Annotated in this window: 10 protein-coding genes; 7 read left to right on the forward strand and 3 right to left on the reverse strand. The window is 64.2% G+C overall.

All coding sequences use genetic code 11. The features are described 5' to 3' along the window. Positions 1 to 20: 20 nt before the first annotated feature. Together HGI46_RS07365 and HGI46_RS07370 are read right to left on the reverse strand one after the other, a co-directional pair. Positions 21 to 3,083, reverse strand: a complete 3,063-nt coding sequence (locus HGI46_RS07365) for a TonB-dependent receptor (RefSeq protein ID WP_346766687.1) — start codon at positions 3,081 to 3,083, stop codon at positions 21 to 23. A gap of 538 nt (positions 3,084 to 3,621) precedes the next feature. Then, positions 3,622 to 3,939, reverse strand: a complete 318-nt coding sequence (locus tag HGI46_RS07370; RefSeq protein WP_039334168.1) for a 2Fe-2S iron-sulfur cluster-binding protein — start codon at positions 3,937 to 3,939, stop codon at positions 3,622 to 3,624. A gap of 137 nt (positions 3,940 to 4,076) precedes the next feature. On the opposite strand from HGI46_RS07370, the gene HGI46_RS07375 reads away from it, so the two are divergent. Continuing rightward, positions 4,077 to 4,694, forward strand: coding sequence for a DNA-3-methyladenine glycosylase 2 family protein (locus HGI46_RS07375; RefSeq protein ID WP_168903660.1), 618 nt, complete (start codon positions 4,077 to 4,079; stop codon positions 4,692 to 4,694). A gap of 38 nt (positions 4,695 to 4,732) precedes the next feature. Next, entirely contained in the window at positions 4,733 to 5,536 is an 804-nt protein-coding gene (locus HGI46_RS07380; protein WP_168903661.1) for an SDR family oxidoreductase, read from the forward strand. A gap of 7 nt (positions 5,537 to 5,543) precedes the next feature. Here HGI46_RS07380 and HGI46_RS07385 read toward each other — a convergent pair whose 3' ends face one another. Beyond that, positions 5,544 to 5,834: a 4a-hydroxytetrahydrobiopterin dehydratase gene (locus HGI46_RS07385; RefSeq protein ID WP_168903662.1), complete on the reverse strand. Its 291-nt coding sequence runs from the start codon at positions 5,832 to 5,834 to the stop codon at positions 5,544 to 5,546. 56 nt (positions 5,835 to 5,890) lie between these two features. Between HGI46_RS07385 and ccmA the strand changes: the two genes are divergently transcribed. From ccmA to HGI46_RS07410, 5 genes are all read left to right on the forward strand, one after another. Continuing rightward, positions 5,891 to 6,466, forward strand: coding sequence for a heme ABC exporter ATP-binding protein CcmA (ccmA, locus tag HGI46_RS07390; protein ID WP_168903663.1), 576 nt, complete (start codon positions 5,891 to 5,893; stop codon positions 6,464 to 6,466). Beyond that, entirely contained in the window at positions 6,463 to 7,125 is a 663-nt protein-coding gene (gene ccmB, locus HGI46_RS07395) for a heme exporter protein CcmB (RefSeq protein ID WP_346766688.1), read from the forward strand. The genes ccmA and ccmB overlap by 4 nt, the downstream gene beginning before the upstream one ends. A gap of 75 nt (positions 7,126 to 7,200) precedes the next feature. Continuing rightward, positions 7,201 to 8,199 carry a cysteine synthase A gene (locus tag HGI46_RS07400; RefSeq protein WP_168903664.1) on the forward strand — a complete coding sequence of 333 codons (999 nt, stop codon included), beginning with the start codon at positions 7,201 to 7,203 and terminating at the stop codon, positions 8,197 to 8,199. A gap of 14 nt (positions 8,200 to 8,213) precedes the next feature. Continuing rightward, positions 8,214 to 8,630 (forward strand): hypothetical protein, encoded by a 417-nt coding sequence (locus HGI46_RS07405; RefSeq protein ID WP_240946631.1) that lies wholly within the window; start codon positions 8,214 to 8,216, stop codon positions 8,628 to 8,630. Then, the gene (locus tag HGI46_RS07410) at positions 8,631 to 9,347 is read left to right on the forward strand and encodes a DUF4350 domain-containing protein (RefSeq protein ID WP_168903665.1); all 717 of its coding nucleotides are present in this window, start codon (positions 8,631 to 8,633) and stop codon (positions 9,345 to 9,347) included. The last annotated feature ends 273 nt before the right edge of the window (positions 9,348 to 9,620 follow it).

Below are 9,620 nucleotides of genomic sequence, written 5' to 3' on the forward strand. Positions count from 1 at the left end.
GGACACGTGGCACCAGACCTTTAGAAATCAGCCTGGAAACCAACCTTGAAGTAACGGCCCAGAATGCCCTGGCCGCCCTGGATCGGGTTGTAGAGGTGCGCGCCATAGGTCACGACGTCGACCGGCGGCATCTTGTCGAACAGGTTCAGCGCGGTGAGCGACAGCGTGAAGCGGTCGTTGACCTTGAAGCGCGTCTGCAGGTCGAACGTGATGTAGCGCGGCACGTCGCAGCCCGAGGGGCTGTAGCCGGGGTTCTGGCCGCAGTCCTTGTAGAGATCGCCCTGATCCATCGCCGAGAGGTTGTAGCCACCAAAGTAGTTGACTGTGGTGTTGATCTCCAGGTTGTCATCGAACTGCAGGCCATTCAGCCAGTAGCCGTGCCACTTCGGCGTACCCGAACCTGCGGTCAGGTTGAAGTTGCCCAGCGTACCGTCATAGCGCTCCAAGCCACCGCCGCTGTTGGTCAGGTCCGATTCCAGCTTGATGATGTAGCTTGCCTCGAGATGGCTGGTGAAGCGGATATTGTCGGTCAGGTTGATCCGGCCGTCGATCTGGAAATCGAGGCCTGAGACGGTCTGCGTGTTCGCGTTGATCAGCTGCGACTGGATGAAGGCGAGGCGCGGCGTCGCGTTCGGGAAGTCGGGGCTGACTGCATCGGCGATCACGGTGTAGCCCGCCGGGATCGGTTGTCCGGTGTAGTAGGCCTCTAGCGCAGGTGAATTGGAAGGCTGCGTGATCACGCCGGTCTTCTTGATGTTGTAGTAGTCGACCGACAGCGTGAAGTTGCGGACCGGTTCGAACACGAACCCAGCGGTGAAGCTGCGCGACCGTTCCGGCTTCAGGTTCGGCGAGGCCAGCGTGGTCTGGCCGTAGGAACCGGAGCGGATGTAGGTCGGGCAGGTGCTGTACCCGTTCGGATTGTCATCGGTGGTTGCACCGGTGTTGCAGCCGTACTGCGCCAGATAGGCATCGTTGAAGATACCCGCGCCGTTGGTCACGAAGCCCGTGGTCGGCAGGGCGTTGGCCTCACCGAACGACGGGATACGGAAACCCTTCGACCAGGTGCCGCGGATCAGCAGTTCGTCGATCGGCTTGAACTTGATACCAGCCTTGGGGCTGAATGCGTTCTGGCCGCTCGAGTACTTGTCATAGCGCCCGGCAAGGTTGATTTCGACCTTGTCGAGGACCGGCGCGTTGATTTCGGCAAAGCCCGAATAGACCCAGCGGCTGCCCTTGGTGCCGAAGGCATTGAGGGTGAAGTAGCGCTGCGTCGGACCGAAGTAGTCGGGGTTGCCCGAAGGCGCGTCGACCGCTTCGTAACGGGCGCCTGCGCCCACTGCGACCTGCAACTTGCCGCCCGGAAGTTCGAACAGATCCGCACCGAGCGTGCCCTGGAACTGGACCTGATCGGAGGTGGCGTTCAGGATCTGGGTTGGACGCAGGAAGTCATTCTGCTCCTGCGTGTTCTGCGTCGGGTCAACGAAGTTGTACGTGCCACGCGCGATGGCCGTCAGCAGGTTGGCTATGTAGACATAGCCCTTCTGCGTACGACGCAGGTCGTCGTGCATCGCCGTCGCGCCGAAGTCGAAGTTGATGTTGTCGGTCAGGTCGCCCTTGATGCCGATCGCACCGCGATAGGCCCGGTTGCGGGTTTCATTGTAGGTGGGCTGGTCGAACAGACGGCCCTGGATGCGGGCAAGCTGTCCGGCACCGGCGAACGGGTTGTTCGGGTTGAGCGTGCCGTTGGTGGCGTTGCAGCCCGTGTTGAGGCCGCTAGCGTCGCCCACACCGTTGGCGCAGACATAGACCGGCAGGGTCAGCGCGAACGAACCGGGCGCGCGGCTGGCTGCATTGTTCGACGTTGAGAAGCCTGGGAACAGGATACCAGCGTTAGCATTGCGCGAGATCGCTTCGGGCAGGCCTGTGTAGGCCGATTTGCTCTGCAGGAAGTTGAATTCGGCATAGCCTTCGATGCTGTCGCTGAGGGCCGCCGTGACGCGGGCAGAGACGCCCCAGCGCTCGATTTCCGGCTGGATCACGCCGTACTTGCGGGTGAGGTCTACGGTGCAGGTCTGCAAGGGGGCTGCCGCGCTGGCGGCAAGCTGCGCAGCCGTCAGTGTGTAAGCACTGTCGCAGCCGACGTTGTTGAGCAACTGGAAGCGGCCGAGTGCAGTGGTGTTGGTGGGATCGTAAGGACGCACGACAAGCGGGCCGCCGGCACCGGTAAAGCTGGTGGCGGTGGGTGAATTGATGCGGTCGTCGCTGCCGCACTCGCCATCGGGCGAACACACGCCGCGCAGGTCATCCGTGTTGAACGGATAGGGACGGTCGCGGTTCATGAGCTTGTTGCTCTTGTAGTAGAACCCGGAGACGTAGGCATTGTAGCCGTTCTCGTCGATGTCGCCCACGCCGGCGGTCAGCGACAGGCGATACTGCGAGGCATCGCCGCGATCGGAAAGGCCGGCTTCGCCACGGGCGCGCACGCCCTTGAATTCGCGCTTGGTGATGATGTTGACCACGCCTGCGATGGCGTCGGCACCATAAGCCGCCGAGGCGCCGTCACGCAGGATCTGCACGCGGTCGACAATGTCGTCCGGAATGGTGTTGAGATCGACGAAGTTGCGCGAACCGTCATCGGCCAGCGGGTAATAGGCCGCCCGCATGCCGTCGAACAGCACGAGCGTCGAGTTGGTCGAAAGGCCGCGCAGCGAGATCGCCGAGGCACCGGCCGCGAACGCGCCGTTGGCGGTGAACGAGTTGGTCAGCGCCGGACCGTTGTTGGCCGCCAGCGATTGCAGGCCTTCCTGCACGGTCGAGATGCCGCGCTGGTCAAGGTTCTCCTGCGTCACCGTGGTGACCGGCGAGACGGTCTCGGTGTCGGTGCGGCGCAGGATCGAACCGGTGACGACGATCGCCTGGGTGTCGCCGCAGCTGGGATCATCCGGTGTGGTGCTGCAGTCGACGCTCTGCGGTGCAGCCGTCGTTGCCGCATCCTGCGCAAAGGCTGCGGTGGAGAGCAGCGCCATGCCGATCGCCAGAGGGGTCGCGCCCGAACGGAGCGCGGAGAGATACTTGATGTTCACGTGGCAGTCCTCTTGTCCTGAACGTCTGCCGCCGTGGGGAACGGCGACAGGCCCGCGCGCCCAGTCCATATGCCGCCGCATTTGCGGTCAGCCGGGGTATGGATGCGAGAGAGGCGCCTGTCTGACGAGGCCAAGCTGCGCTTTCAAACCAGAAACACGTAGTTTCACATTAAACGATAGTTAGTGTGGTGTTCATGTAACAACGCAATGAGAAACCTAGAGAAATTTCGCATTGAAACATTTTGTCACAAAATGGAATTGTATGCCAATAACTTTCGATATGGAGTAATTTAATTTCCTCTGTAACTAGCCAAATCGCATGGATGATGCGTTGCCGCATGCCACAAAGGCCGCCAGGCAGGCGCAGAAGCGCCGCGGTACGCCTGAGGCGCGAAACCGTTCCCCAAAAAATCGACGAAGCGATCCACTTTCTGCAAAAGGGTGGTCCAACATTGCCGTTCACCGGTGCGGCTGACATGAAAAAGGCCCGCGCTCCTGCTGGAGGCGGGCCCTTCAAGCGGCGCAAAGGCTGGATAGATCAGTCTTCCGGCGCGATCGTGACGCGAAGACCGTCGAGATCGCCGGTGATCTGCACCTGGCACGACAGGCGCGAGGTTTCGTTGCGATGGTCCGAGCTGTCGAGCAGGTCGTTCTCGTCCTCGCTCATCGGCGCAACCTTGTCGGCAAAGGCAGGGTCGATATAGACGTGGCAGGTGGCGCAGGAGCAGCAGCCGCCGCACAGGGCGAGCAGCTCGTCGAACCCGTTGTCGCGGATGGCTTCCATCACCGAAAGGCCGGCATCGGCCTCTACCGTCTTCTCTTCACCCGCACGATTGACAACCACGATCTTCGGCATCGTTCGTTCTCCAAATGCGGCGACGGGCATCAACGCATGACCCGCGCCCCCTGTTCGCCTTTGGACGGGGCTGCTATCGCGCCATTTCGGCTTTGGCAACTGCCGATCCGGCCAAAACACTGTTGCGGAGAACTAGGGTGGGACTGACGGCAGACGCGATCCGCGAAGGTCTCGATCATATCGCCGCACGCAGCCCTGCCATGGCGGGTGCGATAGAGCGGGTCGGCTATCCCGAACCACGCATCCGCTCGACCGGCTATGGCACTTTGCTGCGCACCATTGTTGGCCAGCAGGTCAGCGTCGCTGCCGCCGCTTCGGTGTGGAACAAGCTTGAAGCGCTGCTGGGAGAGGATATCCCGCCGCACGACTTGCTCGCCGCTGATTTCGATGCCTTGCGCGCCTGCGGCCTGTCCCGCCAGAAGCAGGGCTATGCGCGGTCCTTGTGTGAACTGGTCGTGTCGGGCGAGCTCGATCTCGATGCGCTGCCCGAAGATGACGAAGAAGCGATTGCGGAGCTGATCAAGATCAAGGGGATCGGCCGCTGGTCAGCCGAGATTTACCTTCTGTTTGCAGAAGGGCGCCCGGACATCTGGCCTGCGGGCGATCTGGCCGTGCAGGTCGGCCTTGGCAAGCTGCTGGGCCTGGCGGGCCGGCCGAGCGAGAAGGAAACGCGCGCTCTGGCCGGGGACTGGCGCCCGCATCGTGGTGCAGCGGCGATCTTCACCTGGCATTGCTATAACAATCCGGCGCTGTAGTGTCCTGCTGACAGCAATGTGAGCAGGGGGAGGTGCCGATGGCACGCAAGACGATCTTCATCACCGGCGGCGCATCGGGCATCGGCCGTGCCGTCGCGCAGCGCTTTGCACAAGGCGGGTGGTTCGTCGGCATCGCGGACATCAACGAGGCCGGCATGGCCGAAACCGCCGCGCAGCTTCCCGCCGGGCAAAGCTCGTGCCACCGTCTCGACGTGCGCGACCGCGCGGCTTGGGATACTGCCTTGTCCGACTGTGCCAAAGCGGCTGGCGGCCCGATCGACGTCGTCTTCAACAACGCAGGCATCCCCATCGGCGGCGGCATTGTCGATCTGACGCCTGAGGAGATCGAACGCACGCTCGACATCAATCTCAAAGGGGTGATCTTCGGCGCGCAGGCGGCGTTTCCGTGGCTGCGGGCGAGCGCGCCGGGCTCTTGCCTGCTCAACACCGCCAGTGCGGCAGGGATCTATGGTTCACCCGGGGCCTCGGTCTATTCCGCGACGAAGTTCGGAGTGAGGGCGCTGACCGAATCGCTGGACGGTGAATGGGCCGAGTACGGCATCAAGGTGCGCAGCCTCATGCCCTCCTTCATCGAGACGCCCTTGCTGGACCATGCGCCTAATCGCGCCAGCAACGAGGATATCCGCACCCGCGTGCGCGGCGCAGGGCTGGAAATCACGCCGGTAAGCGAGGTGGCCGAGGCAGCGTGGGCGGCGGTGCATGGCGACAGGGTGCATACGCTCGTCGGCAAGACTGCGCGGCGGCTCGCATTCGCCTCCCGCTGGATGCCGGGGGCTTTGCGCAAGCAGATGCGGTCTGGCGGGCGTCCGTTGGGGAAGTAGGGCCTGCTTAGAGAAAACCTTCCATCACCCGCGCCATGGCGGCATCCCGTGCCGAGAGGCCATCGGCATCGTGCGTCGTCAGCGTCACCTCGACGCGGTTGTAGACGTTGAACCATTCGGGGTGGTGGTCGGCCTTTTCGGCGTAGAGGGCGACGCGGTTCATGAAGGCCCAGCTTTCCGAGAAATCGGCAAAGCGGAAGGTGCGCACAATGGCGCGGCCGTCTTCACGCAATTGCCACTCCGGGAGTTCGGCCAGCAGCGAATCGCGTTCGGCATCGGTAAGGCGGGCGACGGTCATGCTTGGTCCTTTGGCATCCTTGGCAGTTGCCGCCGTTTCCCCTATCGCGTCTTTCCATGCAAGAGTGCGGTCTCGTCGCCACGGATATTGCCTGCAGGCGCGGGGACCGGCTTCTGTTCCGGGGGCTGTCGTTTGCCATGGCTGCGGGCGAGGTGGTACATCTGGCCGGGCCTAACGGAATCGGCAAATCGAGCCTGATCCGCATTCTGGCAGGTCTGCTGCGGCCGTTCATGGGTTCGGTGGAGCGGCATGGCGCCCTTGCGCTTTCGGACGAGCGGCTGGCGCTGGACGGGCACGAACCGCTGGAAAAGGCGCTGGCCTTCTGGCAGCGGATCGACCGCGCGCCACAGGGCGATGCAGACTTCGGGCTGGCCGACCTGCTCGACGTGCCGGTGCGCTATCTTTCCACCGGACAGCGCAAGCGGGCGGCGCTGGCCCGCGTGGCGGCAAGCGGGGCGCCGATCTGGCTGCTCGACGAGCCGCTCAACGGGCTCGACACCCATTGGTCGTGCATCGCGCAGGCGGCGATCAAGGCGCATTGCAATGCCGGTGGGGCGGTTATCATTGCCTCGCACCAACCGCTTTCTCTCGATGCGGTAAAGGTGATCGAATTGCTGGATTTTCAGCCGTGATCCGCAAGCTTTGGCCGATCTTTGTGCGCGATCTGGTGCTGCTTACGCGCGGTGCCCAAGGGCGAGGCGGAGCGGTTCTGCCGCTGCTGTTCTTCCTGGCGGTGGCGATGCTGTTTCCCTTTGCAGTCGGCCCCGATGCCCGGTTGCTGGCGCGGACCGGCGCGGGCGTGATCTGGGTTGCGGCGCTGCTTGCGGCGATCCTCCCGCTGGACCGCCTTGTCGAGCCGGACGTGGAAGCGGGAATGTTCGACCAGTGGGCCTTGCGCGGCATTGCCGAGGAGGCGCTGCTGATGGTGCGCATTCTGGCGCACTGGTTGAGCTTTGGCGTGCCGCTGATGCTGGCAGCGCCGATCTCGGCAGGGCTGCTGGGGCTTGACGGGCAGCAGTTGTGGACGGTGGAAGTCGGGCTGCTGCTTGGCACTCCGGGGCTGGCGGCAATCGGCGTGACCATAGCCGCGCTGACGGCGGGCTTGCGGGCTGGCTCTGCGCTGGGCGGGTTGCTGGCGATCCCGCTGGCGGTGCCGCTCCTGATCTTTGGCGCAGGATCGCTGCAACCGGGGGGTGAGGGGGGCTTGCTGCTGCTGGGGGCGTGCAGCCTTGTGGCACTGGCGGTCGCCCCGTTCGCGGGCGGTGCGGCGATCAGGGCCGGACGCGAATAAGGCCGCGAGCAGGGCTTGCACGCCGCAAAGCGCAAATTCGTTGGCAATTGCGCCAAGTGTCCCTAACTCGGGGCCATGACTGCACCATCGATTGCATCCGATACCATTTCGCTCATCGGCAACACGCCGCTCGTCCTGCTGAAGGGGCCGAGTGAGGCGGCAGGCGCCGAGATCTACGGCAAGTGCGAGTTCGCCAACCCCGGCGCTTCGGTGAAGGACCGCGCCGCGCTGTGGATCGTGCGCGATGCCGAGGAGCGCGGCGTCCTGCAGCCGGGCGGAACGATCGTCGAAGGCACGGCGGGCAATACCGGCATCGGCCTTGCGCTGGTGGCCAATGCGCGCGGCTACAAGTCGGTCATCGTCATGCCCGAGACGCAATCGCGCGAGAAGATGGACACGCTGCGTGCGCTGCGCGCCGAGCTGGTGCTGGTGCCGGCTGCGCCGTTCTCCAACCCCGGCCACTTCGTCCACACCTCGCGCCGGATTGCCGGGGAGACCGAGGGTGCGGTCTGGGCCAACCAGTTCGACAACATTGCCAATCGCCGCGCTCATATCGAGAGCACCGCGCCTGAACTCTGGGAGCAGATGGAGCACCGGATCGACGGGTTCACCTGCGCTGCGGGAACGGGCGGGACGATTGCGGGCGTGGGCCTTGGGCTCAAGGCGTTCGACGAGAACATCACGATCGCGCTGACCGATCCGCATGGCGCGGCGCTGTACAACTATTACGCCAATGGCGAGTTGAAGGCCGAAGGGTCTTCGGTGGCCGAGGGCATTGGGCAGGGCCGCATCACCGCCAACCTCGAAGGCGCGCCGATCGACACGCAGTTCCGCATTTCGGACGAGGAAGGGCTGTACTGGGTCGAGCGGCTGCTGGCCGATGAGGGCCTGTGCCTTGGCCTGTCGAGCGGGATCAACGTGGCGGGCGCCGTGGCGCTGGCCAAGCAGCTTGGCAAGGGCAGCCGGGTGGCGACGATCCTGTGCGATACGGGCTTCCGTTACCTGTCGTCGCTCTACAATCCCGAGTGGCTCAAGGCCAAGGGATTGCCGGTGTTCCCTTGGCTGGAGCAATAGGCTAGGCTGCGGCCATGGCACTGTTCGGTTTCCCCGCAGGCAAGCAGGCTTCCGCCCCGACCGAGGCGGACATCGCCGCTGCCAGCGCCCTTGCCCACGTGCCGCCGACCACGCGCGAGCTGCGGGCGCAGGCGGTTCATCGGCTGCAGGTCGGGCTGTTCGGTCTGGCCGGAATGCTGCTGCTGGTAAGCCTTGCCAACGTGATCATGGACCGGGCCAAGTTCATCGACGCCAGTGCGGTCAATACAGCCGCGCCGACGGTCGAGGCGAGCGAGACGTCTGCGAAGGACCCGCTGGCTGACATGGGCGTGGCCCCACAATTGCCGGTGACGGCCAAGGAACAGCCGACCGTCACGATCTCGCCCGCGCCTCCTGCACCGACGCCCGCCCCTTCGGTCCCGGCCCCTTCGGTCAACGCGCCGAAGAACTGAGTGCATCGCCGGATCACTCTTGCCGTGCTGGCAGCGATTGTTGCGCTGGCCGGGTGGTGGGCGTTTTCACCGGCACGCACACCTGACAGGACTGTGGGCCTGTTCACCAGCCTGCCGATCCTGTGGAACGAGGCGGATGATATCAAGGGCATGATCGACCCCCCATCCGCGCCGCACTGGGCACGCGCCGTGCTGGAGTCCAACGGCAAGGTGATCCCGCTCGATACGCTGCTTCAGCTTGAGTCTGTGGACTTTCTGGTCGTGGCGCAGCCGCGCCCGCTCGTGCCCGAAGAGAATGTGGCGCTTGATGCCTGGGTGCGCGCGGGCGGGCACTTGCTGATGTTCGCCGATCCGATGCTGACGCAGGAGAGCGCGTTTGCGCTGGGTGACCGACGCCGGCCGCAGGACGTGGCGCTGGTTTCGCCGATTCTGGCGCGGTGGGGGCTGGAACTGCAGTTCGACGATACGCAGCCCGGCGGATTGCGGGAAAGTGCGGGCGAGGGGCTGCCGATCAATCTGGCAGGCACCTTCAAGGCCATTGCGGGCGGGCATGAGGCGAACTGCGCGATTGCCAAGGACGGGCTGATTTCGCGCTGCACGATCGGGAAAGGGCGGGCAACGCTGGTGGCGGACGCCGCGCTGTTGGAGCGGGAAGCCACCGCAGACCGGCCGGAAATTCAGCTGCAGCGCCTGCTCGACGGGGTGATGGCGCAATGATCTCCTTTTGTTCGCGGGAAAATGCGGGTAAGGTCCTGCTCTGCACGGAGGACTTCGTCGAAACGCCCGCATCTGCGCGATTACTTTTGCAGCAAGTCATGGTTACTCAAGCGGTAAGATGTAGAGAAAATGCTACGGAATCATAGCTAGTCCGCATTTTCCCGCATTTTCCCCTTTTCGCCCGCCCCGTCCCGCGTTAGTAGTGTGGGTTATCGGGACGAACTCCAATCGCATCCGCGGGGGATGAGTCGGCAACGCGCGATGGCGCGGGGT

The sequence above is a fragment of the Novosphingobium sp. ERW19 genome (assembly GCF_012641315.1).
Taxonomy (GTDB): domain Bacteria; phylum Pseudomonadota; class Alphaproteobacteria; order Sphingomonadales; family Sphingomonadaceae; genus Novosphingobium.